The organism is Baaleninema simplex PCC 7105, from assembly GCF_000332355.1.
GTDB lineage: Bacteria > Cyanobacteriota > Cyanobacteriia > Cyanobacteriales > Geitlerinemataceae > Baaleninema > Baaleninema simplex.
Genome location: NZ_KB235958.1, coordinates 1,220,270 through 1,244,353 on the forward strand (window position 1 = coordinate 1,220,270; position 24,084 = coordinate 1,244,353).

The window sequence follows — 24,084 nt, forward strand, 5'->3', positions numbered from 1 at the left end:
TGCTTCTCATTGAGATGGATGCGCAGAAAATCTTGGTAGAATGTCGGTAGCATTTTTTTGTTGGGGTGGCCGCAAAACGCCACCCTCTTTTTTGGGACTCCTCTATTCTCTCAAACAATTGTCCCGTCTGGCTTCCGTCTACCTTGTCACCCTCTCAGCTTTATCGGACGCCGAGCGATTGAGAGCGACTAAAATGCGATCGAAACTCATAAAAATCTCCTTTGTTTGATGTTGTAAACGTTAAGATTTCTCCTTATCTCCTCATCTCCTCATCTCCTTATCGGTCGGTTGGGGGCGGTGCGTGACGCGGTAAAACTACTTTGGTCGGACTTCGACTACAGGGGGCGCCCGCGTCACGGCACCCTACGGCTTCTCTCCCCCCCCTCTCTCTTGCTCCCTTGCTACCTTGCGGCGGAACTGCTGGCGAAGAAGTCACGATAGAGCGTTTTGAGTTGGGCTTGATAGACGCCATCGATCTGTTTGGCGACGCTGTCCCAACTGAAACGATCTTCGACTCGCTGGCGTCCGGCGTCTCCGAGACGATCGCGCCATTGGGGATCGTCTAAAATTCGCGCGATCGCTCGAGCAAAACCTTCTACGTCTTTCGGGGGAACCAGCAAGCCGGTTTCTTCGGAAACCACTGTAAACTTCAATCCCCCGACGTTACTCGCAACGACGGGAGTGCGGCTGGCCATGGCTTCGATGGGAACTAAGCCGAAGGGTTCGTAATGACTCGGAACGACGCAAACGTCGGCGGCGGCGAAGTATTTTGGGAGTTCGGTTCGATTCAACTGTCCGGTAAAGGTGGTGCGATCGCTCAGGTTTAACTCGTTGACGATGGCCTCGATGCGTTCCCGTTCGTCGCCGTCTTTGTGGCCGGGACGACTTCCCCCAACGATGGCGAGGCGGACGGAAAAGCGATCGCGCACTTGGGAATCGGCGACGGCTCGAACCAGGGTTTCGATTCCTTTGCGGGGGTCGAAGCGTCCGACGTACAATACAAATTTTTCGTCGGGGGCTAATTTTAAGAGCTGTCTGGCGGTTTGGCGATCGATCGTACCGAAACGGTCGATATCGGTACCGCAGGGAACGATATCGATCTCTCCTTTTTCTGAAACGTATTCTCTGAGATCCGATCGCTCTTGCGGACTCGTCGAAATTACGCGATCGGATTGCTCTAAACAGTCTTTTTCAATTTGTAAGCGAGTTTTGGCAATATCGGGAATCGATTCGACTGTATCGTACTTGACATAACCGAGGGAATGATATGTGTGAACCCAAGAAATCGGGCGGTGTTTGCGAAGTTCGCGACCGACCCAACCGGAAAGCCAGTAATTTGTATGAACTAACGGATGTAGCGTGTCGTCCGTTCGGGGAACTTGTAAAAATGCTTGTAAAAATTCTGGCAAACACTCGAACAGTTCTTGTCGGTTGACAAAGCGTTCGGGCCCTGCGGTGAGGCGAATCGTCCGACAGCCTGGGTTGTGATGGACGACTGATTCTTGGTTCGGATCGGTTTTGCGGGTAAACATATCGACTTGCCAACCTAATCGCGCTAACCCTTCTCCGATACGGCTTACGTAAACGTTTTGACCGCCTGCTTCTTCTTTACCGATCGCGATCGCCGGATCGCCGTGAACGGAGACAAGCGAAATATGACCGCGAGGTTTCTCAGGGGTGTAACTCATACAGCAAATCCCTTAACTACTCCTACAGATGACGCTATTTCCATCGTCCTCTATCTTTAAAGGCGATCGCATCTATCGTTCGATGGAAATTTCAGATTTGGAGGAACGATGTCTCTGTTGCGATCGCCTTTTAATCTCGCGATTGCAAGGGCGATTTGGCTCGATTCACAAAAGTTAAGGTAAGTTTAAGGATGTTAATTAAATCCGCGAAAACTCCTTCTAGACTTGCGATCGACCGTCTCCTTCGTTGCGATCGATACTCGTTTTTCAAGTCCGGCGCATTTCTCTTCGCCAAAACGCCAAGTTTGTAAGCGCATTTTTGCCACAATGGACGTAGCTGAATTCAATCGATAAACCATTGACCAGTTATGCCCTCGCTCCTGTCGACGAATTACAAATCATCGCTCGTTTGGCTTTAACCCTTACCATTGGCGCAATTATTGGTATCGAACGAGAAGCGAAACGCAAAGCCGCAGGATTGCGAACCAATATGCTCGTGTCGTTCGGTTCGGCGTTAATTGTCCTCGTTCCCATTCAACTCGGTATCGCGCAAGAAAACCCCGAAGCCTTCATGCGAGCGGTTTCTGGTGTGGTTTCTGGCGTCGGCTTTATTGGAGCGGGAACGATTTTGCAAAATCCTAAAATTCGTGGTTTGACCTCTGCTGCTGCTATTTGGATGTCGGCTGCGTTGGGAATTATTGTCGGAAGTGGCTTGTTAGGACTTGGATTTACGTGTTCTCTCGTGACCTGGGTTGTCTTACGAATGTTGGGAAAACTTGAAAAACGATGGTCGAAGTTAAAAAATTAAGGGTCTTCGGAGTTTGTGGTTATAAATGTATAGCATGATACAAAAAATTGAAGATTCGAGAGCCAAAACCCTTGAAATCTCGTGAAGTTAGTTTTTCTGTCACCCTAAACTCCGAAGAGCCAAAATTAAATGCGATAAATTGTCGATCTTTTTAAAAAGATCGATTTATTTTTTATATGGCAATCCCAAATGAATCGTCAAAAATTAAAACACCAGAAAAAAGCCTGATTCCCTGTTCCCTATTCGCGATTTTATTAAACAACTGATTTAGGGTTGCTATATTACTAATCTTTTTTAAAACTCAAAGGGGTTTGAGGTGCAGAACAACATCAAACGAGACTGCATATCTCGTGCTTTTTGTCAATACTCTGTTTTTAACAGTTTTCTGCACCCCTAAACCAAAGATTCAGGTTCAAGTTGGGTCGTTCGACGGGTGCATCTCAACTTTTGCAAAAACATCAGTTTGGGGTGGCAAAATTCCCGATTAGCACTTCAGGCATAAGATCCCCGGCATCTCCAAGATGCCGGGGATCTGGAAATTGAGTGCGCCCAATTCGATGAATTTACATTTTTGAGATGCACCCCGTTCGACGAGCCTCGCATGGAATAAAAACCGATTCCGATCGAGGTTTGAACTTAGCCGATCCTCGAGCCAACCGACGGGCTAATTAAGACTTGAAATAGTCAGGTTCGTTCCCCGGTTTCCATTTAATGTTGCAGCCGACACTGGGTTTACGATCGCTCTCGAGGGGGCGATCGCTCAAAACCGCTTCGATCGCCGCCCGCAAATCCTTCCCGTTCACGGGTTTGTCGTTTCCGGGGCGGCTGTCGTCAAGTTGTCCGGCGTAAAACAGTTGGCGATCGCCGTCGAACAAGAAAAAGTCCGGCGTACAAGCGGCGGTATAAGCTTTCGCCACTTCCTGAGTTTCGTCGTAACACACGGGAAAGTTAAACCCGCACTCTTGCGCCATCGCTTTCAAATTTTCTGGAGAATCGTCCGGGTAGTTTTCCACATCGTTGGAACTAACGGCCACGATTCCCAATCCGCGATCGCCATAGTCTCGACCAATATTAGCCAGTTCGCCGCGAACGTGCTTGACGAACGGACAGTGTTCGCACAGAAAAATGACGAGTAACGCTTTTTTATCTGAAAAAGTATCGAGAGAAATCGTGTTTCCTGAGACCATATCCGGTAGCGAAAACGAAGGAGCAGACACCCCGAGATCCAACATTGTCGAAGGCGTGAGAACCATAACAAAACTCCGTCAAACATAAGGTACACGCTTTCTCAGGTTAAAAAACGTTGCTAGTAATTGCAAACGTAGTTCAACATATTTTGCGTGGCTTCGCTTTGGGGCGTGTAGGTTCCATACCCTTCGGCGTACCACTGATTGCTACTGCAATAGGCGATCGCGTCGATAACCTCATTGCCGATGCTGTAGGTAAAGTACAAGTTACCGTCGAACCAGCCAATACTGTCGCGATCGACCGCCACCACTTCCCCCGTCGAGGCAGTCCCCATGCGAATCCAGTACGCAGCGAAAGCGGGAGAGGCCGCGACGACCGTAGAAACTGCTGCCATCGCCGCTAAAATTCGATGACGTGTCATGCCAAAAATCTCCTTTAAACCCGGCACCTGTTAACTTTCATTGTGGAATACCCCTCTACCGAAAAACGTAAAGTTGCAACGAAACGTTACGGCAATGCCAAGCACGCGGGAGGAATTCAAAATAAAACCCAAAAAATGACACATCCCCCACAGACCCCAGTTAGAGTAAAGGCAAATATCGGATCGTCTACCGACAACAGCCAAGCCAATGACAAAAACCCACCAGCGAATCGGAATTCTCACCAGTGGCGGCGACTGTCCCGGGCTAAACGCGGCGATCCGAGCCGTAGTCAGCCACGCGACGCTGACCTTTGGCTGGGAAGTTCTCGGAATTCCCTACGCAACTCAAGGATTGCTCGATCGCAAAGCGGTCGCCCTCACGGTACACGGCCTCGATATGCGAGGCATCGATCCGCTGTTGAGTACCGGGGGAACCATTCTCGGGTCGATCAACCGAGGGCCGACAGAAGCTCGCGCGGACGAGATTATCGAGGGGTATCGCGCCTTAGATCTCGACGCTTTGATCGGAATTGGCGGTGACGGGAGTTTGGCGATTTTATCTCAACTGGCTCGCAAAGGCGGTTGGAACTTCGTCGGCATTCCCAAAACCATCGATAACGACGTGGCCGTCACCGAACGGTCGATCGGCTTCGATACCGCAGTAAACACCCTCGTTGATGCTCTCCACAAACTCAGTTATACCGCCGCCAGTCACGATCGCGTGATGGTCGTCGAAACAATGGGACGGGATTCGGGACATTTGGCCTTACACGCCGGAATCGCAGGCGGTGCTGACGTGATTCTCATTCCCGAAATTCCCTACACCATCGGCGGCGTTCGCAAAAAACTCGACGAACTGCGCGATCGCTGGGGACATCGATTCGCGATCGTCGTCGTGGCCGAAGGCGCAAAAACCCTATCGGGCGAATCTCGGGCTTACACCGACGCCCAAGGAGAAATCCGCTTGCGCGGGATCGGCAACTACATCGCCGACGAAATCTGCCGTTACACGAAAAACACGATCGAAGCTCGCGTTACCGTCCTCGGCCACGTCCAGCGGGGTGGAACGCCATCGGCGTTCGATCGCGTTCTGGCCTCTGCTTTGGGCAAAGCTGCCGTCGATCTCGTCGCTGACGAACGCTTCGGTCAGGTGGTGGTTTGGAAAAACGGGGAAGTCGCCGACGTATCGATCGCCGAAGTCTGCGCCCAAAGTCCTACCTACGTCGATCCCCAAAGTTGTCTCGTCAAAACAGCCCGAGGATTGGGAATTTATATGGGAGAACTCAACACGACTGCGATTGCGCCGTTAGTCGGTTCGATCGCCCGCTGAGACTGACGCCATCTCACACAAACAACAGGAAATATAGAGCGCGGTGGATGTTGTCCGCCCTACACGACAATTTTGCTCGATCGTTCCCCAACTGTAACGAGAACGTAATTAGGGCAACCCCCTCGACACGATAAATCAGCTTTTAGGTGTTTTATGCGACGCACCAAAATTATCTGCACGGTCGGTCCGGCAACTTGTTCGCCGACAATGCTCGAATCTCTTGCGGCGGCAGGTATGAACGTCGCCCGCCTCAATTTCTCTCACGGCAGTCACGAATTTCACGCTCAAACGATCGATACCATTCAACGCCTGCGGGTCGATCTCAATATGCCCGTGGCCGTGTTGCAAGACCTCTGCGGTCCGAAAATTCGCTTGGGATCGTTACCGCCAGAAGGATTAGAAGTCCAAGCCGGCCAGGAAGTTACGTTTGTCGCCACGGAATCGGGCGATAATATTCACGAAATTCCCCTTCCCGTACCGATGGTGTTTGCCATCGTCCGTAAGGGAGAACCGCTGTTGATTAACGACGGACGGGTCAAGTTCGTCGTCACCGGACGCACGGCCGATACCATTCGCGCCCAAGCGACCATCGGCGGCGTTTTGCTGTCCCGTAAAGGGGTGAACTTACCGCAAACTCACTTACCGATGACGTCGGTAACGGAGAAAGATTTGCTCGATTTGCGCTTTGGCTTGAAACACAATGTCGATTGGGTAGCGGTGTCTTTCGTGCGATCGGTTCTCGATATCGAACCGGTTCAACGGACGATCGAGGCCGCTGGGGCAAAAACTCGCGTCATCGCCAAAATCGAGAAACGGGAGGCGATCGACGATTTCGATAACATTCTTGCAGCCGCCGACGGCATTCTCATCGCGCGGGGAGACATGGGGGTCGAACTCCCCATGCACGAAGTACCGTTGATTCAAAAGGACATTATTCGACGCTGTAACGAGGCGGGAAAACCGGTGATTACGGCGACGCAGATGTTGGAGTCGATGATCGACGCCCCCGATCCCACTCGGGCTGAGGCGACGGACGTGGCGAACTCGATTCTCGACGGAACCGACGCGATCATGCTTTCTGGAGAAACGGCGGTGGGTCACTATCCCATCGAAGCGGTGAAGGTGATGCGGGATATTGCCTTGGAAACGGAGCAGGTTTTGCCGCGATCGAAGTATCCGAAAGCGGGTCAACCTGGCGATCTCAGCGTGACGGAGTCGGTGGCGGCATCGGTCTGTCGCATTGCCACGGAAGTCGATGCGAAGGCGATCTTCTGTAATACTTCGTCTGGGGGAACGGCGCGATCGATCTCGAAATACCGCCCCTATCCGCCGATTATTGCCTTTACGCCGGAAGAGTCCACCCAGTACCAGCTTTCGTTATCCTGGGGCGTTCAACCCTGCTTGATTCCCACGGTTCACAGTTCTGACGAGATGATGGTGACGGTGGTGAATACCTCCGTGGAACGGGGTTTGGTGGAAAAAGGCGACAAGGTGGTGATTACTTCGGGGGTTCCGATTGGGATGCCGGGAAGCACCAGTTTGATTAAGGTTCACACCATCGGACAGGCGATCGTGGCGTAAGGCTTTTCTGGGGGCGATCGCAGTGGGGTTATGAACGGACAACGCTGGCCACACTGCGATCGCCATTCGAGAGCCAAACCTAAAAATTTTAGCTGTCACTTGATTCAGTCCGAATCACAATCCAATCTCCATTCCGAGTTTGTCCGACAAAGTACATATGCAGCCATACAACCCCAACCCGATACAGCCTTAAATGACTTAAGTTTTTCATCACAAAGTCATTGGGTTCGATGGTGATATAGCCTGTCTTTCTGAAGACATATTCAACGTTATGGGTTGAAATGGCTCGAGTTGTATCGAGAAGATTATGAATCAGCGAACTTCGTTTTTCGGAAATTTCCCAAACAAAACTTTCTGAGTTGGGTTGTAAAAACTCAATATTTGAAATTGCATTTTTTAAAATCAAAATTAGCTCTTTGTTTTGAGGCTTAGAAAGAGTCATATCTTCCTCTCTAAAAATGGGGTTAGAGTGGTACAACCAATAGGTGTCGGCCCAGTATGACATTTTTCGAGCTATCCCTAAATAATCACCGGATGGAGTATTGCCAATAATAAAATGGCAATTTTCACGGTGACTTTCTAGTAAAAAAACCTTGAGATTGGTCAGGTAAATATCCAGGCGATCGAGCAAAATTCGGAAATACTCAATTTCTGCTTGTAGCTTGGAGTCATAGTAAACAGTAGGAGATAACACTTCAAAATCGATGTTATCAAGGTAAGCCCATCGAAATTCAGCGATTGGAATTTCTTGCATGTGTTGACAAGCCTTGAGTAATCCTTCAAGTGTAAAATCTCCTCGAAGGCGAGTTTCCCACAAAAAAACTTCGTAAGGATCTGACGAGCAACTTTCATGATATAAATCCTTGCAAGATTCTTGGATTTGTTCGAGCAGTTCATAACTTGGATTGTTGTATGCTTGGCAAAACCCAGCTAGAAATTCAGGTGGATTAATCGCATCCACCCACTTCGCCCCCAACAATTTTGCATGAGTGAAATCGACGTTCTTTAAATTTGTCTGAGTGAGATCGGCATTTTCCAGATTTGCACCTAAAAAACAAGTTTTTTCGAGATTGGATTGACTTAAATTTGTCCGAGATAGATCGGCTTTCTTAAATTGCGCTTCGGTGAGATTAGCCCCTTCTAAATTGACGCCACTCAAATTGGCATGGTTAAAATTTGCTCCAATCAGACAAACATTTTGAAAGTTCACACTTCTCAAATCAAGCCAAACAAAATCCATATGATTGAGATTCGCGCCCTTCAAATCAGCAGTTTTTAAAAGCTCGATGTTTGCTCCCTGATGGACGATTTTCCAAATCGTTTTGATTTTAGAATCTAGAGCGATCGCTCCTTCAAGTTGAGTGTCGCGAAGATTGGCATGGGTAAAATTTACTTTGTCAAGATTGGCATTTTGGAAATCTACCCCTTGAAGATTTGCCCCTGTAAAATTGGCATTGGTGAGGTTTGCCCCGTTGAGATTGGCTCCCACCATTTCTAGCTGGGAAAAGTCTCGATCTCGTAAATCCAAGTTGCTTAAATTGGCATAACTGAGATTGGCACGACAATCGTTGGAGAGATGAAAGATTGCTGCTTTGAGATTAGAGTTTTTAAAATTTGCCCAGATAAAGCTTCCCAAAAACTGAGTTTCAACACAATTTGCATCGGTGAAATCGAGATGAGTGTTGCTGTGATCGCATCGCCCCAGCTTTGCATTTATTAAATTTGCTCCGACAAACTTCGTTTGATTCAATTCTTTCGGTTCGAGACAAGCATCGGTTAAATCGGCTCGACTAAAATCCGCTAGATTGACTTTGCCATCAATATAAATATTTCTAAGATTCGCATAGCAAAAGTGCGCACTCTCTAAATTGACATCGCTCAAAATGGCATTTTCAAGCGTAGCATGACTAAAATTTGTATGGCTCAAATTTATCTCTTGTCCCTGCCAGCCATATAGTTCGGCTTCACTGAAATTTGCACCCCGAAAGTCAGCCCCGCTCAGATCGATTTGACATTTTGTCCCATCAAGTTTGGCGCCACTTAAATCGATTCCTGAGAAGTTTCTTTTTCCAGCTTTGTAGCGTTCGAGTAGTTTTTGAATCTCCTGCATCTTTCGATTTTGTTAATAAGAGTTAGGGAGCATCCCGTTTTGGAAGATACATGGCAATTGATTGTTGAAAATCGTTTCAAGACGTAGGTGAATTTGTCTCTGTGAGAGGCAAGCCAGTATTCTCAATAGTAGCTGCTTATCTATAATTGCCGAAATGGGATGCTCCCTAAGAGTTACCTCGAGATCTTCAGAGTTTAACCCAATTGATTTGGCTCTTCCGAACTTGGCGTGCAGAAAAAAGCGCTGTAACCCTGGTAATGAATTTCACAATTTCAACCCCTTTTGATTGACTTTGGCTGAAAGTGCGACTCAGCATGACGTTCAGCGATTTCTTACATAGTAAGTTCGGAAGAGCCATTGATTTTTCCTAGTGTTGCCTTTTTCGATTTTAACAAAAATCGAATTTTATAAATCGGTCAAAATAAAAATTTTAGCTTTTTTATATCCGATCGCAGCACGCCACAAGGCGATCGAATCTTCACTGTAACGGGAACTCAAAACGAGAGTGGGCATTTTCGATCGCACTCTTTTAATCTAAACTAACCTTAACATCTCCACCGGCTCCGATCGCTTTTTGTCTTAACGAAGCATACGGCCAGTTTATCGACTCAGGTGGATAGAGAAAATTTTTATAGGCGAGAGCCATTTGTTGGGCGGCGCGATCGCACGACATTTTTCCGGTAGCCGTTCCCAAACCCGGACAGGCGATCGTTTGTATTTTACATTCTTCTCGTTGGTTATGTCGCTTAACGGCGACGAGCATCGCCCACATTGCCACATAAACATTGTCCGTTTGAGAGATAGACATAGGAACCCGCATCGTTGGCGTGTGAGCCAGAAAAGGATGGTTATAATGACCGGTTTCAACAATTAAAGAGGTTCCCACTGGTTGCTCGCCACAATACTCGTCGATAATCCGTTGTTGCACGCGAGCCATCAATTCTAAACCGAAATAGCGAACGATCGCCAGATCGACCCCACCATCCATCAAACCGAAGGAATTCCCCGCACTCACCATACAATCGTAATCGGTTAACTCTTCAAAATAGCCGTTGACAATTGACACGGCGGAGAATTTTTTTAACTTCCCTTGCCAAGCCTCGCAAAGCTCTGGCTTCGGATCGACTAAGATAAGTTTGAGATCGGTGGGTTTCATGACGATCTTGAAAATGGAGATCGGAATATTTTCAGTTTAGCGATCGCGATCGCTCTCCGTCACCTAGCCACAGGTCGTTGTTACATCAGCCACTCGATCGCTGGACTTTCTCGTGAGGTGAAAGCGATCTCCTTAGTATCTGTCAGTAGGTAATATCGGTCATTTTCTCGATCGAATCCGATCGCTCCATCAATAAAATCGTCATCTTCTAGTTCTTGAATGTTGCATTCGTACTCCGTAACGTCAGAAATACATATCTTTAGTATCGGTTTCCAAGACTCTGGAGCATCGTAGAAAACGCTCTCGAAAAGTTTTTTGTGATCGTCATAGACAATGCGATCGATATATACAGAACAGTGACAAAGATAAGTTTTGATTAGCTCGATTCTTTGACTCATAACAAGCATTTAAATTTGAAAGAAAAATCGATTAGCGTATGTTATCAATAATAAAAACCCCAGTCTTACTCTAAAAAACTGGGGCGATCGACATATTCTATAAAATAGAAAAAAGAAGTGTCAGAGCGCGTTTAACGACCCACGCCCACGTAACGGAAGCCGAGAGATTCCAACTTCTCGCGATCGAGGAAATTACGACCGTCCACCATAATTGGCGTGTTCATCGCCTTGGCCATCTTGGCATAATCCAAAGAGAGAAACTGTTTCCAATCCGTCACCAACACCAAAGCATCACAGCCTTCAGCCAGGCGTTCGGTGTCCGTTTCCACGTACACCCCAGACAATCCCGAACTTAGCCCCGACTGAGACACGATGGGGTCGTAAGCCTTCACCTTCGCACCCAAACGGTTGAGATTTTCAATCAACAACAGAGACGGCGCGTCGCGCATATCGTCCGTGTCGGGTTTAAACGTCAGTCCCAACAAGCCGACGGTTTTTCCTTTGAGGATTTTCAGCTCGTGTTGGAGCTTTTCGAGAGCGATGAGGCGTTGGCGTTTGTTGACTTCCACCGCCGCTTTGAGCAGTTGCGCGTCGTAACCGTAATCGTCCGAGGTGTGAACCAACGCCGAGACATCTTTCGGGAAACAAGAACCGCCCCAACCGATCCCCGCTTGCAAGAACTTCGTCCCGATGCGAGAGTCGAGGCCGATGCCTTTGGCCACCTGAGTCACGTCAGCACCGACGCGATCGCAGATATTCGCCACTTCGTTAATAAAGCTAATCTTCGTGGCTAAGAACGAGTTGGCGGCGTACTTAATCATCTCCGCCGAACACAAATCCGTCACCACCACCGGCACCGGAGGCAACTCTTTCTCCTCCGCCAACTCCCGTTTGACGATCGGTTCGTAAAGCTCCTTCATCATCTCGATCGCGCGGCTGCTGTTGCTGCCGAGAACGATGCGATCGGGGTTGAAGGTATCGTACACCGCCGATCCTTCCCGTAGAAATTCCGGGTTGCTGACGACATCGAACTCCGCGTTAATTTGTTCGACGAGTTCTTCTCCAGAAGTTCCCGCACTCACTAGGGATTTTTCCCGTTCGGCGATACCGTCGAGAACGATCGATCGCACCCAGTCCCCCGAACCGATCGGAACTGTAGACTTGTTGACGATGACCTTGTAACCCTCTTTCAGATGTGCGCCGATCCCTCGGGCTACCGCTTCGACGTACCGAGTGTCGCTTTCCCCAGTCGGGAGTGGCGGCGTTCCCACTGCGATAAAGAGAATGTCACCGTGATTGACGCCTGCTTCTAAATCTGTGGTGAATTCGATGTGTCCCGATTCGATGCAAGACGCCATAATTTCCGACAGTCCCGGCTCGTAAATCGGCGACCGCCCGGCTTTCATCGTTTTAACTTTCTCTTCGTTGTTATCGACGCAAATCACGTTGTGGCCGATGCGAGCCAAGCAAGCTCCAGTCACCAAACCGACGTATCCCGTACCGATGACACAAACGCGCATATCAATTCGTCCTCAGATAGTAAAGTACTCCTCAACAGGTGGGGTTGGGAGGCTTTCGTACACTAGCTTAATCGCAAAATCTTTCAATCCCCACCTTCGGTGCTGCGGTCGATACACCCGGAAAAACGCCTGTCGATTAGAATCGGGTTATTTAGCTGCCAGACGTTGGCGAAAATCTTCGATCGTTCGCTTCAATCCATCTTCTAAAGCGACTTTCGGCGTCCAACCCAGCCACTCTTTGGCTCGGGTAATGTCCGGTTGTCGCTGTTTGGGGTCGTCCTGCGGAAGCGGCGCAAACTGAATCTCGACATCGGGATTGACGAGTTTCTGAATCGTCTGCGCCAGTTCCAAGATCGTGTATTCGTCGGGATTTCCGATATTCACTGGCCCGATATGTTCCTCGTTTTCCATCAGCCGCATCATCCCGTCGATAAGGTCGCTGGCGTAGCAAAAACTGCGGGTTTGGGAACCGTCGCCGTACACGGTCAGGGGAATTCCTCGCAGAGCTTGGACGATGAAGTTACTCACGACTCGTCCGTCGTGTTCTTGCATTCGGGGGCCGTAGGTGTTGAAAATGCGGATGACGCGCACGTCTACGTTATTTTGGCGATGGTAGTCGAAAGTTAAGGTTTCGGCGATTCGCTTTCCTTCGTCGTAACAGGCACGAATCCCGATGGGGTTGACGTTCCCCCGATAGTCTTCGGTTTGGGGGTGGACGGTGGGATCGCCGTAGACTTCTGAGGTCGAGGCCAGCAAGAACCTGGCTTTGACTCGTTTTGCCAGTCCCAACATATTGAGCGTTCCGAGAACGCTCGTTTTGACGGTTTTAACGGGGTTGTATTGGTAGTGAACGGGAGAGGCCGGACAAGCGAGGTGGTAGATGCGATCGACTTCGAGTCGGATGGGTTCGGTGATGTCGTGGCGAACGACCTCGAAGTAAGGCGAATCCATCCACTTTAGAATGTTGCGCTTGTGGCCGGTGAAGAAGTTATCCAGACAAATGACCTCGTGGCCTTGTTCCATCAGGCGATCGATGAGGTGGGAGCCTAGAAACCCAGCACCGCCTGTAACTAGTATTCTCATCGCCGAAATTCTCGCTAAAACCTGACATCCAAGGTATCCTGCGATCGCTCAACTGTCCAGATTTATGAACTCGTTCTGAAAATTCTCAACTAAAGAAGTTAATTGACAACAACGATTGTTGGTGTGTATCCTAGAAAGCAGATAGAGGCTTTTGTTATCTGGCATTATGTCTGTTTACTCCACAGCCTCTCTGAAATCTGAGCTAAACGAACGTGGGTGGCGCATGACGCCCCAACGAGAAACGATTCTCAAAACGTTTCAGCATTTGCCGAAAGGCGAACACTTGAGCGCGGAAGATTTGTACGAACTCTTACAGCAAGACGGACAGCGCATCAGCCTGTCAACGGTTTACCGCACGCTCAAACTCATGGCTCGGATGGGTATCCTCAGAGAGCTAGAACTTGGCGAAGACCACAAACATTACGAACTCAACCAACCTTATCCTTACCACCATCACCATCTGATTTGTGTCAAGTGCAATAAAACGATCGAGTTTAAAAGCGATGCCGTCTTAAAAATCGGTACGAAAACCGCTCAAAAAGAAGGGTATCATCTCCTCGACTGTCAACTGACGATCCACGCGGTCTGTCCGGCCTGTCAGCGAGCGTTAGCGCCGTATTAGAGAGGGGGAGATTGGGAGTCAATTGGTAGGGTGCGTGACGCGGCTGAAAAATGTAGGCGTTGTCAGGTCAATGTGGTGTTACCGCGTCACGCACCGCCTCGCATCCGGTCATCCCCGAACCCTCGATCGTCAACGCTGAAACCAGGCGGCGATCGCCACGGCTAAAGCGTCGGCGGCGTCGTCGGGTTTGGGTACGGTTTCGAGGGACAGTTCCCGCGCGACAGCTTCTTGAACGTCGGTTTTCGAGGCGTTCCCGTATCCCGTTAAGGCTTGTTTGACTTGGGCGGGGGTGAGTTCGACGATCGGCAAGTCGTACTGGGCTAATACGAGTAACACGATCCCCCGAGCTTGTGCGACGAGGATCGTGTTTCCCATGCGGTAGAAAAAGAGTTTTTCAACCGCGACGAAATCGGGTTCAAACCGATCGACCAAGGCGTGGAGGTCGTCGTAAATCGTTTGTAAACGCTGTCCGAGCGCTTGTTTGGGCGGCGTTTGTATAATGCCAAAATCGATAGGTTCGAGGCGATCGCACTTGTCGATACATTCGATCGCCCCGAACCCCAATCGCGCCAATCCCGGATCGAGACCGAGAATGCGTTGGCAGTTTTTGGAACGACTCATACTGTCGGGTTTAGGCGTCCTCGTCAGGGGGTTCGACCCCGAAAACGTCAGCGAAGACTTTTTGCACCTTGTATCCCGAATCGATCGTCTCGAGGGGATCTTTCCGCAAGCGGTGTCGCAGACAGAGGGTCACGACGCGCTGAATGTCGTCTACAGTAACGTTATCTCGCCCCTCAAAGGCGGCTAACGCTCGCGCCGCGCGGTTGGTGACGATATCGCCTCGCAAGCCGTCTACGTCGAGTTCGGCGCACACTTGGGAAATTTGGACGCGCAAGTCGTACTCGACTTCTACCGACGACAGCAGTTCCTGAGCTTTGACGAGTCGTTCTTGAAGTTCCTGCTGTTCGGCTTGGTGTCGTTCTAAATAACCTTGAGGATCGCGATCGAACGCCGATCGCTCTTCGACGATTTTCACCCGCAAAGTGGGATCTTTCACGGTGCGAATTTCAGCGTGCATCCCGAAGCGATCGAGCAGTTGCGGCCGCAATTCTCCTTCTTCGGGGTTCCCCGAACCCACTAACACGAAGTTAGCCGGGTGACGAATCGAAATCCCTTCCCGTTCGACGGTATTCCAACCTGACGCGGCTGAATCGAGCAGTACGTCTACCAGGTGGTCGTCGAGCAGGTTCACTTCGTCCACGTACAGGATGCCTCGGTTGGCTTTAGCCAGCAAACCCGGCTCGAAGGCTTTCACCCCTTCAGACAAGGCTTTTTCAATATCGATGGTGCCGCAAACCCGGTCTTCTGTAGCGCCGAGGGGTAAGTCTACCATCGTCACTTTTTTCTTTGCGATGGGCAGAGTTTCGCCCCGGCTGAGGCGATCGCGAACGTCGTCGCTCATCAGTTCGGGGTTGCTCGGATCGCTGTCGAAGGGATCGTCGGCGACTACGTCCATTTCTGGGAGCAAATCCGCCAACGCCCGAATCGTCGTCGATTTTCCCGTTCCGCGATCGCCCATAATCATGACCCCGCCCACTTTGGGGTCGATGACGTTGAGCAACAGGGCGAGTTTCATTTCTTCTTGTCCGACGATAGCCGTAAAGGGAAATACGGCGCGGCGACGGGGAAGGGTCGGGACAGTTGGGCTGGCTTCGGCAGTTACAGTCATGCGATTTTAGAACGTTTGCGATTAATAAGATTAAGGGATTTTATGGGCGAATAAAAAAACGACCGTTCCCCATTGTACCGCCCTCGATCGCGAACTCTCGAACAGAACTCGCCGATTCGGGACGGTTGAGAAGGCCGTCTTTTTCTGAGATGGCTTGAGAGAAAGTTAGCCGCTTCTGGGGAAGTGGCTGATTTGCGCGTAACCGCTAAACAATAAGGTTTTGCCCTTGGTTTCGAGGCGGTTGAGGCGAAGCATTACCCCGTCGAGATCGAAGCGATCGAGATCGACCATGTCGTTGAGGCTGGTGAGGAGAGCGCGACTGAGGGCTTCGGAATCCTCCCGCAGTGATTCGGGAACCTCTGCGGCGAGAAATTCTGCCTCGGTGAAGACGATGCGACGCCGACGCTCGATTTGGATAGTGGTGCGTAGGGCGATTGGAATTTCGTCGCGATCGGGGATTTTCGCGATCGCCTGAAGTTGAATGCGGTTGTTGGCGTGAAGTTCGATGGATACGTTAGAAAACGAGACGGGGTTTCCACCCGAAATCGATTCGAGACCCGGTAGGTTCAGGTCTTGGAGACGCCGCGTGACGAGATCGGCATGGAACGATTCGTTAATACCGTCTTCTGTCAACACGACTTGGGCGATCGCCTGAGTCGGTTGTTTGAGATTCAGTTGTCCTTTGAGGACGGAACTGAAATCGATGGCGACGGTGTCGGTTTCAAAGGACATTTCCCGCACGGGGAAACGTTTGCGGATGACGAGGCCGCGACCGCTCATTTTAAAGCTGTCGATCGCTCCCTGGAGCAGTTTGCTCGAGGGCGAACAGCGAATCTGGACGTCAACCGACTCACTTTTGGTGAACAGGTGCGCGATCGACCGACTGGCAACTGTGTTGAGCATTTGCTCGCCCCAGTCGGTTCCCGCAGACGCTGTATTTCCCGTAAAGCTCCCAAACATAGAGACCGATGCGCGTCGGCATTCCAAAAGACAGATGACTTCCTTCTTTGTAACAAAATATGAAGCCACGTGCAAACTCCGCCTGAGAAGACTGGGGTGGTTTTTCGGTGCGGCCGCCGCTCGTACGGGGCGAAATGCCCGATCTAACAGATTTCAGTGATGTTACTGACCTTCGACGAATTGCGATCGCTAATCTTACTCACTCGATCTCGACGAATTGTCCGGGTTTTCAATCGAAAATTCAGTATATTTTCTGTCGCGATCGCATTTTCGATTCGTTTTATAAGTAAAAACTTTGAGGCTTGGCGTATCGTTCACATAAGCTTTACACAAAATTTATCGAATCCTCGCACACAAGTCGGAAAATACTGACTAGAATCTACATATACGACGCGACGAAATCGGTTATCTGCTTACGAAGAGCTACGGATTGTGAGGAGATCTTAAGCTAAAAACGCGCAGTAAAAACTCCTAACAGTCTTAATATTAAATCTGGGTGTCATCGAAAGAAGTTTGAAGTTCAAACTTCGCGTTCAAAAGCGCGATCGCTCTGTAGACACCGATCGCGTTCGCAAAACTACCAAAGATAACGTTCGACAAATTCAACCACTAGACTCCTGGAGAATCCATCTATGCAGTTCAAAAACATAACGACCTACGCAGCTCCTTTACTGGGTGCGACCTTAGCATTTTCGAGCGCGATCGCACCGGCTGAAGCGGGAAGTTTAATTGCGGGAGAAAAATTCGGAACGGACGGAATCTTCTTCAAAGAAGACACGACTGTCACGTTTGAATTCAATCAAACTTACGGAAAATTCAAGTCCGCACTGAAAATCTTTGAGGTGAGTGACTTGGGTAACGCGCTCACAACGCTATTTGAAGAAACGAAAGCCTACGACGCCGCCCCCAACCACATTGTTGGAAACTCCGAAGGTTGGCTCGGAACCTGTGGGGAATCGGTTTTGACCTGTACGGCCAGCTTTACCTTCTTAGCCAATACCGAATATACCCTCGGTTTGGATAGCGGTTCGGCAGGTACCGTCTACTCGACGTCGTCCTTCAACGGCGGTACGCAACGAACGGTCTTCGGATCTCACGGTTCCATCGACAGCGACGACGAAACGATGTTTGGTGATGCTGGACTCTTCACCTCGATCGATCCCTTTGGTAGCCCCGTCAAACTCGGTTTCGACGATGCCGGAAACGGCGACGATATGGACTATCAAGATATGACGCTGTTCGCTCAAGCTCGACGCGAGACTGCTTCGGTTCCCGAACCGTCCGTGACGCTCGGATTGCTCGCCGTCGTAGCCGGATTGCAATTGCGCCGCCGCCGTCACACCCCCTAACCAACGCTAAACCACACAGTTCGGCGAAACGATTCGGAGACGATGCAACCTGTCGAACTTGCCAGCCACGTCTTTTCGTCGAACTTCAACTTGCACTCGCCCCAGGCTGTCAGAGCGTTGAACTCCCTCTTCGACACCCGACGTTCGACGTGACTCGAAATGCGACCCAACACTTTCATCGAGACTCGAGCGTTTGACAAACTGCGCGTACACTTCTCCGACGAGGTCACATTACCTCGAAGTCGGAGAAGTTTTTTTCGATGAAGTGCGTAATACGGAATCCGAATCTCAACGCTTCGACTTCGCTCGCTTCGACTCCGCTCGGGCTCAAATACTGGTTTTGACCGACCTGACAAGTCTCTTTATTCCCCCAACCCCCCTTTGAAAGGGGGGCTAAGGGGGGGCTAAGGGGGTAAGGGGGGATGTGGTGAAGACTTCTTGAAACCTAGCTTATCGGAAAAGGATGGAGTATAAGTCCTAACAGAAATAGAGCGCTGTTTGTCTTTGCAGCTCAAACAACACTCTATTTCCATGTTTTTATTGGGGTTTTATTATGAGTCAGGGTCTTTATAGATTCGACCCCGTTAAACATTCAGGATCTTTATTTAATCGATCCCGTTTACGATCGAGGGTCTTTATCGAGCTGACCCTCTTTGAATCTCTCTATAGAATGCCAGATCGTGAAATTGATTTTCGTATTCCTAATAATTTCTTTATATTTCAAAAATTTGCGATTACTGTACTTATGTAAAATTTTATAAATCGCTCGACAACTAAACTCGATAACTAAATAATTAACTATCGCTCGATCGGCGATCGGGAGTTAAAGATGCCCCGAGAATCTGCGAGATCCACACTTCAAACGATCGCACGGGAGAGCGGCGCACGGCTTCCCCAGCATCCACCATCGGCTCGACGAGGATCGTAAACAATCCCATACGATTTCCCGCGAGAACATCTGTAAACAGGCGATCGCCCACCATCCCCACCTGCGCCACCGGCAAATCCATAGCCGAGACAGCCCGCCAGAGCTTACGGCGAAAAGGTTTGGCGGCGAAGTGAATGTATGGCAATTCCAACGATTTCGCAATTCCGCCGATGCGAGTTTCGCTAGCATTGTTGCTCACGAGCCAAAGCTGAGAGACTTCGCGCAATTCGGCGATGCGATCGTGTAACGCTTGCGAGGCGCGAGGGCGACCGATCGGAACGAGGGTTTCGTCCACATCGAGGACGAGTCCTTTTAAATCGTGTTTTTCTAGAAGTTCCGGCGTCAAGTCCAAAACAGATCCACCGAGAACTAAATCTGGCTGTAACAGTTTGCCCCAAGACATGATCGGTAATGTTGGTGAAAACCCTGTGATATGCAGGGAGAAGCAGCGGAGTTATTGAGTCGAGAGTTCTCGTTCCACGCGATCGATGGCGGCTTCGTGTTCGGCCAGCGTCCGACTGAACAGATGGGTTCCATCGTATCGCGCCACGAAATACAAATATTCTGTCTCTTCCGGGTCGAGGGTCGCCGCCAGACTGGCCTGACCGGGACTGGCGATGGGCGTTGGCGGCAAGCCCGAATTGAGATAGGTGTTATAAGGAGAATCGACAGCCACTTGAGTTAAAGTCAGCGGGCGATCGACCGTTTGTTGGATACCGAGGGCGTATTCCACCGTTGGGTCGGCTTCTAACTTCATGCCGCGATCGAGCCGTTCCACAAACACTCCGGCGATCGTTCGTCGTTCTTCCGAAACCACCGCTTCTCGTTCGACAATCGAACTGAGCGTCACCCACTCTCGCAGCGTCAACGCCAACGGTGGGTTTTCCGCAGCCTCGTACAAGGGTAGGGCGACCGCCTCGAACTGCGATAGCATCTGTGTCACCACAGCTTCGGGAGTCGTCCCTCGACTCGAAAGCTGATACGTATCGGGAAAGAGAAATCCTTCGAGGTGGGGGAGGTCGGCGGGTAACCAGGGAAAGCGATCGCGGGGAATTTCCGTCGTCGCCTCTAAAAACGCCCGGGCCGAAAAAAATTCCCGTTCCTCGAAGTAAGCCGCCATATTTTGGCGAGACCAGCCTTCGGGAATCGTAAAGCTTTCCTCGACCACCTGGCCGTTCCAGATGCGATCGGCAATATCTGTCATCGGTTCTCCCGGTGACAGCCGATAGACTCCCGCCTGGAACCCTCCTGACGGTTCCTGCCAGCGCAACCAGCGGGCCCGGAGGTTCCAAGCCGACGCCGATCGCACGATGCCTAACTCTTCTAAATCCCGTCCGATCTGTCCGGCGGGAGTTCCTGCGGGAATTTCGAGTTGCACCGGAGCGGCATCCTCTTCAGAAGTCACTGGTGCGTTCGCCCAACTCCACCAAGACCAACCTTGCCATCCCCCAACTGCCAGGGCAGCGGGAATCGCTAGATAGAACGCGCCTGTCCAAATCCGTTTCACGATGGCTGTGTTAATCTCGAAGGTTTCAATAGAATCTGACTCAATCGAGTCCTTCAAAAAGGCGTTCGGCAATCCGGCTTTCTAGAGAAGGCAGAATTGGCTCGATTTTGGCAAACTCTTCTTGCGTCAGCAGTTGTGGCTGAGATGACTCGTCGAGTCGCACCAACACTAACATCGGGTCGAGAGGAACGTAAATCGAATATTCCTGTTCTTTGTGGTAGAAATTGGCCAGCCACATGAGTTCTTCGGCGTCGGGATCGTCGTCGCCTTCTTCATCTAACTCGTCCTCGAGTTCGTCGAGTTCGGGCAGTTCGCCAACTAGGGTGAGCGTGAGTGCCGTTCGCTGTAAGAGTAAGTCGTGTTCGGCGAGAACGGCTTTTGCCGTGTCGAAAATTTCGTCGAGTTCTTCCTCTGAAACGAGAACGGCTTCTTCTTCGTCTTCATCTTCGCCATACCACGCCACGATATCGACCGGCGTATTGACGGGCAGTAAAACGGCATAATTTTGCCCTCGGACATCGAATTGATGTTCGACGTAACAGGGCAGCGAGCGTCCCACCTCATCGGTCACGATCGAGATCGTGGTGGAAAAGCGCCCGTTTTTATGGGGGAGCTGAGTCATATCTTCGGTAAATCTCGGGTCGTATCGTCGAAACGCAAACCCGGCAAAAGGGGTCGATCTTGTTCCCTTACGATAACACGGCAAGGGGGCAAGGGAGAGGGGGAGAGGAGAAGAGGGGGAGAGGAGAAGAGGGGGAGAGGAGAAGAGGGGGAGAGGAGAAGAGGGGGAGAGGAGAAGAGGGGGAGAGGAGAAGAGGGGGAGAGGGGGAGAAACTGTTAACTTAACTACCTCACTGTTCACTGTTCGCTGTTCACTGCTCACTGTAAAAGGGGAGAGGGGGAGAACTTTACCTCATCTCGTCATCACCCGATGAGGAGGGCGATTTTTCCAGTGGTGGAACCGGCTTCGATCGCAGCGTGGGCGGCGGCGGCTTCGGCGAGGGGATAGGTTCGGGTTAGCTGAATTTTTAACTGGCCGCGATCGATGAGCCGGGCGCACTGCTGTAAAATTTTCGCTTGTTCGGCTCGTTCGTCTTTTAAATCCATCAACATCGGCGTTAGCATCAACTCTAAACCGATGCGAAGGTTGCGTTGACGGGCGGTTTTTAAATTTCCGTCGTCGCTCGGTTGCAGCAGCGTCACGATGTCGCCGTAGACCTTCACCGCTTTGCAGCTTTTATAAAAGGTGTCTTTCCCCACCGTGTCGAAGGCCACGTCTACCCCTTCGCCGTTGGTGGCTTCGATCGCCGCTTCGACGAAATCTCGCTCTTTGTACAAAATTGGCAAATCTGCACCCAATTGCTTGACAAAATTCGCTTTTTGTGCATCGCTAATTGTCGTCAAAACGCGAGTCCCTTGGAGTTTGGCCAACTGAACCGCCACGTGGCCGACACCTCCCGCCCCAGCGTGAACCAAAACCGTTTGTCCGGCTTGGATGCGGGCGCGATCGTAGAGGGCTTCCCAGGCGGTAATCAGGACGAGGGGGGCGGCGGCGGCTTCCTCGAAACTGAGGGTTTGCGGTTTCAATGCCAGACAGTGCTGTTCGACAACAGCGTATTCGGCGTAATTGCCGCGAGGGCCGCCCAAGCCACCGTTACAAAAATACACCTCGTCGCCGACGTGGAAGCGTTCGGCTTTTGACCCCGTGGCTTCGACAATTCCCGCCCCGTCACAACCGAGAATTGCAGGGGACAAGTCGGGGTAAAACGTCCCCCGCTGACGAACTTTCGTATCGATGGGGTTGACCCCAGCCGCTTTCAGACGGACTAAAACGTCTGTCGGCGATCGCAGTTCCGGTTTCGCTACATCTTGAAGTTGTAGAACCTCGGGCGCACCCGCCGCTGTCATCACTACTGCTTTCATCGACATTTCACCCAACTCTTCACATCACCAATACACAGGCGAGAATTCCGTGCGACGAACTGTCTCCCCCTCTCCCTTGCTCCCCCTCTCCCCCTCCAAAAACCGATCTCGTTTGGCTGAAATTCAAAACCTTGTCGGGTTTACAAATCCCCAAATCCTTTTTTCTTCTTCTGTTTTTTCTTCTTCTTCTTCCCGCCGGGGCTGGGATAGCCGCGAAAACCGGAGCGAGGTTGGCCGCCGCCGCCGAACATTCCGCCGAAGGGGTTCATTCCGCCCATTCCGCCCATTCCGCCCATTCCGGGGAAACCTTGTCCCATCTGCTGCATGAGCGATCGCATTTTTTGGAAGTCGCTGACGAGTTGGCGCACGTCCGTTTCTTCGTATCCCGCACCTGTGGCGATGCGGCGGCGACGACTGGGGGAACTGGCCAAGAGATCGGGATTGCTGCGTTCCTCAGCCGTCATCGAATTAATCATCGATTCGGCGCGTTTGAGTTGCGTTTCCCCCTTTTGCAGGTCTTCATCAGAAAGCTTGTTTCCCATACCGGGAATCAGCTTCATGACCCCCGCCAGAGACCCCATATTTTTCATCAAGCGGGTTTGCTTGAGGAAGTCCGAAAAGTCGAACTTGGCCGAAAGGATTTTCTCCTGCATTTTCTCGGCGTCGGCCAAATCCACCTCTTCGGCGGCTTTTTCGACGAGGGTGAGAACGTCTCCCATCCCCAAGATGCGCGACGCCATGCGATCGGGGTAAAACGGCTGTAAGGCTTCGACCTTTTCCCCCATCCCCACGAATTTAATCGGCGCACCGGAAATTCGCCGCACCGAGAGAGCCGCACCGCCTCGGGTGTCGCCGTCGAGTTTGGTGAGGATCGCCCCGCTAATACCGATTTCTTCGTGGAAGGTGAGCGTCAGGGTGGCGGCTTCTTGACCCGTCATGGCGTCTACCACCAGCAGCGTATCGTGAGGCTGGATGGTTTCTTTGATTTTCGCCAATTCCGCCATCATGTCGCGATCGATTTGCAGGCGTCCGGCGGTATCGACGATAACGGTATCGATGTTTTCTTCTTTGGCTTTTTCGACCCCCAGACGGGCGATTTCTACGGGGTCGGTATCGGTTCCCATCTCGAACACGGGAACGTCGATTTGTTGGCCGAGGGTTTTTAACTGGTCGATCGCGGCGGGGCGATAGACGTCTGTGGCCACCAGAAGGCTCGATCGATTCTGTTTCCGCAGGTGCAGGGCGAGTTTGGCCGAGGCGGTGGTTTTACCCGTTCCCTGCAACCCCGCCATGAGGACGATGGTGGGGGCGGTGTCTGCGTGGGCGAGGGGAACGTTGCTTTCCCCCATTACCGACACCAGTTCGTCGTTGACGATTTTGATAAATTGCTGGTCGGGGCGCACGCCAGAGATGACTTCGGCGCCGAGGGCTTTGGTTTCAACTTCGCGGATGAAGTCTTTGACCACTTGTAGGTTGACGTCCGCGTTGAGGAGGGCGCGACGAACCTCTTTGAGGGCGTCTTGAATGTTCGATTCCGAGATCTTGTCTTGACCTCGAAGTTTTTTCCAGGCTTCTTCTAAGCGATCGGCGAGTGCGTCAAACATGAATGCAGGGGTTGGCAGAACGTGACTGAGTGGAGGTGCAAACGTGGAGGTGCAACGTTTTAGGGATCTGTTTGCAACTCTCCATTAATTCAGGATACAACGATCGCCCCGTTCCGTTTCCAGTCGATGGCACAGACGAGGCGTTCCGCGTTAGGATTCGATCGTTCCCGAAGCAAACC

Annotated in this window: 23 protein-coding genes; 6 read left to right on the forward strand and 17 right to left on the reverse strand. The window is 50.9% G+C overall.

All coding sequences use genetic code 11. The features are described 5' to 3' along the window. Positions 1 to 401 precede the first annotated feature (401 nt). Entirely contained in the window at positions 402 to 1,688 is a 1,287-nt protein-coding gene (locus GEI7105_RS0107340) for a glycosyltransferase family 4 protein (protein ID WP_017659822.1), read from the reverse strand. A 28-nt stretch (positions 1,689 to 1,716) separates the two neighbouring features. Between GEI7105_RS0107340 and GEI7105_RS38315 the strand changes: the two genes are divergently transcribed. Together GEI7105_RS38315 and GEI7105_RS0107350 are read left to right on the forward strand one after the other, a co-directional pair. Further along, complete coding sequence (locus GEI7105_RS38315; RefSeq protein ID WP_158413179.1) at positions 1,717 to 1,866, forward strand: hypothetical protein; 150 nt, start codon at positions 1,717 to 1,719, stop codon at positions 1,864 to 1,866. 180 nt (positions 1,867 to 2,046) lie between these two features. Further along, positions 2,047 to 2,496, forward strand: a complete 450-nt coding sequence (locus tag GEI7105_RS0107350) for an MgtC/SapB family protein (RefSeq protein WP_017659824.1) — start codon at positions 2,047 to 2,049, stop codon at positions 2,494 to 2,496. Between the two features lie 668 nt (positions 2,497 to 3,164). Here GEI7105_RS0107350 and GEI7105_RS0107355 read toward each other — a convergent pair. Beyond that, the gene (locus GEI7105_RS0107355; RefSeq protein ID WP_017659825.1) at positions 3,165 to 3,749 is read right to left on the reverse strand and encodes a thioredoxin family protein; all 585 of its coding nucleotides are present in this window, start codon (positions 3,747 to 3,749) and stop codon (positions 3,165 to 3,167) included. A gap of 53 nt (positions 3,750 to 3,802) precedes the next feature. Continuing rightward, on the reverse strand, positions 3,803 to 4,105 hold the full coding sequence (locus tag GEI7105_RS29540; protein ID WP_017659826.1) for a hypothetical protein: 303 nt from the start codon (positions 4,103 to 4,105) through the stop codon (positions 3,803 to 3,805). Between the two features lie 208 nt (positions 4,106 to 4,313). Between GEI7105_RS29540 and GEI7105_RS0107365 the strand changes: the two genes are divergently transcribed. Then, positions 4,314 to 5,435, forward strand: a complete 1,122-nt coding sequence (locus GEI7105_RS0107365) for an ATP-dependent 6-phosphofructokinase (protein WP_017659827.1) — start codon at positions 4,314 to 4,316, stop codon at positions 5,433 to 5,435. A gap of 153 nt (positions 5,436 to 5,588) precedes the next feature. After that, positions 5,589 to 7,016: a pyruvate kinase gene (pyk, locus tag GEI7105_RS0107370; RefSeq protein WP_026097492.1), complete on the forward strand. Its 1,428-nt coding sequence runs from the start codon at positions 5,589 to 5,591 to the stop codon at positions 7,014 to 7,016. Positions 7,017 to 7,104: 88 nt separating this feature from the next. On the opposite strand, the gene GEI7105_RS0107375 is transcribed toward pyk, so the two are convergent. The 5 genes from GEI7105_RS0107375 to GEI7105_RS0107405 all read right to left on the reverse strand — a co-directional run bounded on the left by GEI7105_RS0107375 (position 7,105) and on the right by GEI7105_RS0107405 (position 13,283). Then, positions 7,105 to 9,126 (reverse strand): pentapeptide repeat-containing protein, encoded by a 2,022-nt coding sequence (locus tag GEI7105_RS0107375; RefSeq protein WP_017659829.1) that lies wholly within the window; start codon positions 9,124 to 9,126, stop codon positions 7,105 to 7,107. A 529-nt stretch (positions 9,127 to 9,655) separates the two neighbouring features. Then, entirely contained in the window at positions 9,656 to 10,282 is a 627-nt protein-coding gene (locus tag GEI7105_RS0107390; RefSeq protein ID WP_017659832.1) for a macro domain-containing protein, read from the reverse strand. Positions 10,283 to 10,362: 80 nt separating this feature from the next. Further along, entirely contained in the window at positions 10,363 to 10,680 is a 318-nt protein-coding gene (locus GEI7105_RS38320; RefSeq protein WP_158413180.1) for a hypothetical protein, read from the reverse strand. Between the two features lie 131 nt (positions 10,681 to 10,811). After that, positions 10,812 to 12,200 carry a UDP-glucose dehydrogenase family protein gene (locus tag GEI7105_RS0107400; protein WP_017659834.1) on the reverse strand — a complete coding sequence of 463 codons (1,389 nt, stop codon included), beginning with the start codon at positions 12,198 to 12,200 and terminating at the stop codon, positions 10,812 to 10,814. A 147-nt stretch (positions 12,201 to 12,347) separates the two neighbouring features. After that, positions 12,348 to 13,283 (reverse strand): UDP-glucuronic acid decarboxylase family protein, encoded by a 936-nt coding sequence (locus GEI7105_RS0107405; protein WP_026097493.1) that lies wholly within the window; start codon positions 13,281 to 13,283, stop codon positions 12,348 to 12,350. Positions 13,284 to 13,449: 166 nt separating this feature from the next. On the opposite strand from GEI7105_RS0107405, the gene GEI7105_RS0107410 reads away from it, so the two are divergent. After that, positions 13,450 to 13,905 carry a Fur family transcriptional regulator gene (locus GEI7105_RS0107410; protein WP_026097494.1) on the forward strand — a complete coding sequence of 152 codons (456 nt, stop codon included), beginning with the start codon at positions 13,450 to 13,452 and terminating at the stop codon, positions 13,903 to 13,905. A gap of 129 nt (positions 13,906 to 14,034) precedes the next feature. On the opposite strand, the gene ruvC is transcribed toward GEI7105_RS0107410, so the two are convergent. The 3 genes from ruvC to GEI7105_RS0107425 all read right to left on the reverse strand — a co-directional run bounded on the left by ruvC (position 14,035) and on the right by GEI7105_RS0107425 (position 16,621). Next, positions 14,035 to 14,526 (reverse strand): crossover junction endodeoxyribonuclease RuvC, encoded by a 492-nt coding sequence (gene ruvC, locus GEI7105_RS0107415; RefSeq protein ID WP_017659837.1) that lies wholly within the window; start codon positions 14,524 to 14,526, stop codon positions 14,035 to 14,037. Positions 14,527 to 14,536: 10 nt separating this feature from the next. After that, positions 14,537 to 15,634, reverse strand: coding sequence for a magnesium chelatase ATPase subunit I (bchI, locus tag GEI7105_RS0107420; RefSeq protein ID WP_017659838.1), 1,098 nt, complete (start codon positions 15,632 to 15,634; stop codon positions 14,537 to 14,539). Between the two features lie 165 nt (positions 15,635 to 15,799). After that, a complete protein-coding gene (locus tag GEI7105_RS0107425) occupies positions 15,800 to 16,621 on the reverse strand; it encodes an LmeA family phospholipid-binding protein (RefSeq protein ID WP_342662816.1) in 822 nt (273 codons plus the stop codon). Positions 16,622 to 17,226: 605 nt separating this feature from the next. Here GEI7105_RS0107425 and GEI7105_RS29545 point away from each other — a divergent pair. Further along, positions 17,227 to 17,943, forward strand: a complete 717-nt coding sequence (locus GEI7105_RS29545; protein ID WP_017659841.1) for a PEP-CTERM sorting domain-containing protein — start codon at positions 17,227 to 17,229, stop codon at positions 17,941 to 17,943. On the opposite strand, the gene GEI7105_RS0107440 is transcribed toward GEI7105_RS29545, so the two are convergent. The 6 genes from GEI7105_RS0107440 to ffh form a co-directional block, all read right to left on the reverse strand. After that, positions 17,940 to 18,122 (reverse strand): hypothetical protein, encoded by a 183-nt coding sequence (locus GEI7105_RS0107440; RefSeq protein WP_017659842.1) that lies wholly within the window; start codon positions 18,120 to 18,122, stop codon positions 17,940 to 17,942. The genes GEI7105_RS29545 and GEI7105_RS0107440 overlap by 4 nt on opposite strands. A 615-nt stretch (positions 18,123 to 18,737) precedes the next feature. Continuing rightward, positions 18,738 to 19,274, reverse strand: a complete 537-nt coding sequence (locus GEI7105_RS0107445) for a YqeG family HAD IIIA-type phosphatase (protein ID WP_017659843.1) — start codon at positions 19,272 to 19,274, stop codon at positions 18,738 to 18,740. A 51-nt stretch (positions 19,275 to 19,325) separates the two neighbouring features. Then, the gene (gene mltG, locus GEI7105_RS0107450) at positions 19,326 to 20,378 is read right to left on the reverse strand and encodes an endolytic transglycosylase MltG (protein WP_035492811.1); all 1,053 of its coding nucleotides are present in this window, start codon (positions 20,376 to 20,378) and stop codon (positions 19,326 to 19,328) included. A 40-nt stretch (positions 20,379 to 20,418) separates the two neighbouring features. Then, complete coding sequence (locus GEI7105_RS0107455) at positions 20,419 to 21,000, reverse strand: DUF3727 domain-containing protein (protein WP_017659845.1); 582 nt, start codon at positions 20,998 to 21,000, stop codon at positions 20,419 to 20,421. A 302-nt stretch (positions 21,001 to 21,302) separates the two neighbouring features. Beyond that, the gene (locus tag GEI7105_RS0107465; protein ID WP_026097495.1) at positions 21,303 to 22,301 is read right to left on the reverse strand and encodes a zinc-dependent alcohol dehydrogenase family protein; all 999 of its coding nucleotides are present in this window, start codon (positions 22,299 to 22,301) and stop codon (positions 21,303 to 21,305) included. Between the two features lie 140 nt (positions 22,302 to 22,441). Further along, positions 22,442 to 23,905: a signal recognition particle protein gene (gene ffh / locus GEI7105_RS0107470; RefSeq protein ID WP_017659848.1), complete on the reverse strand. Its 1,464-nt coding sequence runs from the start codon at positions 23,903 to 23,905 to the stop codon at positions 22,442 to 22,444. Positions 23,906 to 24,084 lie beyond the last annotated feature (179 nt).

What these genes read in the sequence shown, in the direction of transcription:
- GEI7105_RS0107340 (WP_017659822.1), bottom strand. Translation starts at nt 1,688, where the DNA reads ATGAGTTACACCCCTGAGAAACCTCGCGGTCATATTTCGCTTGTCTCC.
- GEI7105_RS38315 (WP_158413179.1), top strand. Translation starts at nt 1,717, where the DNA reads ATGACGCTATTTCCATCGTCCTCTATCTTTAAAGGCGATCGCATCTAT.
- GEI7105_RS0107355 (WP_017659825.1), bottom strand. Translation starts at nt 3,749, where the DNA reads ATGGTTCTCACGCCTTCGACAATGTTGGATCTCGGGGTGTCTGCTCCT.
- GEI7105_RS29540 (WP_017659826.1), bottom strand. Translation starts at nt 4,105, where the DNA reads ATGACACGTCATCGAATTTTAGCGGCGATGGCAGCAGTTTCTACGGTC.
- GEI7105_RS0107365 (WP_017659827.1), top strand. Translation starts at nt 4,314, where the DNA reads ATGACAAAAACCCACCAGCGAATCGGAATTCTCACCAGTGGCGGCGAC.
- pyk (WP_026097492.1), top strand. Translation starts at nt 5,589, where the DNA reads ATGCGACGCACCAAAATTATCTGCACGGTCGGTCCGGCAACTTGTTCG.
- GEI7105_RS0107375 (WP_017659829.1), bottom strand. Translation starts at nt 9,126, where the DNA reads ATGCAGGAGATTCAAAAACTACTCGAACGCTACAAAGCTGGAAAAAGA.
- GEI7105_RS0107390 (WP_017659832.1), bottom strand. Translation starts at nt 10,282, where the DNA reads ATGAAACCCACCGATCTCAAACTTATCTTAGTCGATCCGAAGCCAGAG.
- GEI7105_RS38320 (WP_158413180.1), bottom strand. Translation starts at nt 10,680, where the DNA reads ATGAGTCAAAGAATCGAGCTAATCAAAACTTATCTTTGTCACTGTTCT.
- GEI7105_RS0107400 (WP_017659834.1), bottom strand. Translation starts at nt 12,200, where the DNA reads ATGCGCGTTTGTGTCATCGGTACGGGATACGTCGGTTTGGTGACTGGA.
- GEI7105_RS0107405 (WP_026097493.1), bottom strand. Translation starts at nt 13,283, where the DNA reads ATGAGAATACTAGTTACAGGCGGTGCTGGGTTTCTAGGCTCCCACCTC.
- GEI7105_RS0107410 (WP_026097494.1), top strand. Translation starts at nt 13,450, where the DNA reads ATGTCTGTTTACTCCACAGCCTCTCTGAAATCTGAGCTAAACGAACGT.
- ruvC (WP_017659837.1), bottom strand. Translation starts at nt 14,526, where the DNA reads ATGAGTCGTTCCAAAAACTGCCAACGCATTCTCGGTCTCGATCCGGGA.
- bchI (WP_017659838.1), bottom strand. Translation starts at nt 15,634, where the DNA reads ATGACTGTAACTGCCGAAGCCAGCCCAACTGTCCCGACCCTTCCCCGT.
- GEI7105_RS29545 (WP_017659841.1), top strand. Translation starts at nt 17,227, where the DNA reads ATGCAGTTCAAAAACATAACGACCTACGCAGCTCCTTTACTGGGTGCG.
- GEI7105_RS0107440 (WP_017659842.1), bottom strand. Translation starts at nt 18,122, where the DNA reads ATGAAAGTGTTGGGTCGCATTTCGAGTCACGTCGAACGTCGGGTGTCG.
- GEI7105_RS0107445 (WP_017659843.1), bottom strand. Translation starts at nt 19,274, where the DNA reads ATGTCTTGGGGCAAACTGTTACAGCCAGATTTAGTTCTCGGTGGATCT.
- GEI7105_RS0107455 (WP_017659845.1), bottom strand. Translation starts at nt 21,000, where the DNA reads ATGACTCAGCTCCCCCATAAAAACGGGCGCTTTTCCACCACGATCTCG.
- GEI7105_RS0107465 (WP_026097495.1), bottom strand. Translation starts at nt 22,301, where the DNA reads ATGAAAGCAGTAGTGATGACAGCGGCGGGTGCGCCCGAGGTTCTACAA.
- ffh (WP_017659848.1), bottom strand. Translation starts at nt 23,905, where the DNA reads ATGTTTGACGCACTCGCCGATCGCTTAGAAGAAGCCTGGAAAAAACTT.